This is a genomic window from Vibrio genomosp. F10 str. ZF-129, assembly GCF_000287055.2.
Taxonomy (GTDB): Bacteria; Pseudomonadota; Gammaproteobacteria; order Enterobacterales; family Vibrionaceae; genus Vibrio.
The window spans coordinates 1-1,394 of sequence record NZ_AJYQ02000022.1 but is presented as its reverse complement, the minus strand read 5'-3'; the positions used below and the strand labels follow the sequence as shown (position 1 = coordinate 1,394).

Annotated in this window: 3 protein-coding genes; 2 read left to right on the top strand and 1 reads right to left on the bottom strand. The window is 41.0% G+C overall.

From position 1 onward, the window contains the following. Window positions 1–44: 44 nt before the first annotated feature. Complete coding sequence (locus A1QO_RS03900; protein WP_017039704.1) at window positions 45–449, top strand: DUF1801 domain-containing protein; 405 nt, start codon at window positions 45–47, stop codon at window positions 447–449. Window positions 450–607: 158 nt separating this feature from the next. Next, entirely contained in the window at window positions 608–1,150 is a 543-nt protein-coding gene (locus A1QO_RS03895; RefSeq protein ID WP_017039547.1) for a hypothetical protein, read from the top strand. On the opposite strand, the gene A1QO_RS20500 is transcribed toward A1QO_RS03895, so the two are convergent. Further along, window positions 1,103–1,394 (bottom strand): hypothetical protein (locus tag A1QO_RS20500; protein ID WP_038132103.1); only part of this gene is annotated, 292 nt, incomplete at its 5' end. The two genes, A1QO_RS03895 and A1QO_RS20500, sit on opposite strands and share 48 nt — an antisense overlap.

The window sequence follows — 1,394 nt, the reverse complement described above, 5'->3', positions numbered from 1 at the left end:
TTTATTTGCCGCTTAGCAGAGCGTTATGTGAATAGGAGATTCCAATGGACAAGGTAGTCAAAGATCGGTTCGATGAGTATCCGGAAAATGCTCGTGTTAGGTTAGAAGAGCTGCGAAATTTAGTCTTTCAAGTCGCATCTGAGTTGGAACTGGGTGAAGTCGATGAAACTCTAAAATGGGGTGAGCCAAGCTACAGTGTAAAAACGGGCAGTCCGTTAAGAATGGACTGGAAGCTTAAGTCTCCCAATAATTATTACCTATTCTTTAATTGCCAAACTAAGCTAGTCGATACATTTCGGGAGTTGTATGGTGACGAGTTGGTGTTTCAGGGAAACAGAGCAATAGTTCTGTCCTTATCTAAACCGCTACCAGAAACGGTCATCAAGTCCTGTCTAGAGTTAGCTTTAACCTATCATCAGCGTAAAAATCTGCCTCTTTTGGGTGTGTGAAAAATTCACATAACAAACAATTTAAGAGGGATTCCCAACGCTTGGCATTTTTGGTTCTACTTCAAATTAAGTGTTTATGGCACAATGCTTTAGGTTTGGGTGGTAGCGTTGCTCACCCCTTAATTGGGCGTTAGTTTACTAATCAACAAAGGTATTTCATGGTTAACAATGATTTTCAATTTATCAATGAGCTAGCGACCGATTTCTTTAGTCAGCAGTATATTATCGAGCGACTGAGCCTAATTGAAAACAATGAACTGACCGGCTGGGAAATCTGGCTTCAGGTCGAATTTGCTATGTTCCTAGAAACTCAGCTCTTAGTGGATGAATGGGTCCGAGAGTTCCAATATTCAATGGATCGACGAATCTCTAAGAATCAGAAGTTCATGGCGATAGATTTTTTAATTCGAAAAAAACATGCTCGCCTTGGTCAATATATAGCACTTGAAATCAAACAAAACTTGAGCGCCGCTTCTTGTATTGCAGGTATGATGAAAGACGTATGTAAAATTAGTCAAGTAAAAGGCTCAGAGGACGACATTAGAACAATGTGGTCATTGGGTGTGCATCCTTTTATACCGCAAGTTCAGCTCGAGACCTTAGTCAATGAATATGCTGAAAGTTATGATGTCGAATTGGCGTCAGGCTGTATTTCAACGAACCAAATTGGCAATACCAAATTTGCGTTTACCGTATTTTAAACTAACAAGGCATTTAAGACGGATTCCGAACGCTCGGCATTTTTGGTTTGCTTCAACTTTAGTGTTTACGGCACAATGCTTTAGGTTCAGTGGTCTGCGTTGCTCACCACTTAATGCGGCGTTAAGACTCGCTGTGATTTTTGGGCTAGATAGTTCGGTAATCAGCCACTTCAAGGTTGTCGCCCTTTGAAGTTTAAGCGGTTTTGTGGCTATCAAAATGTGCGTTGTAAAAGCCAGTTTGGGC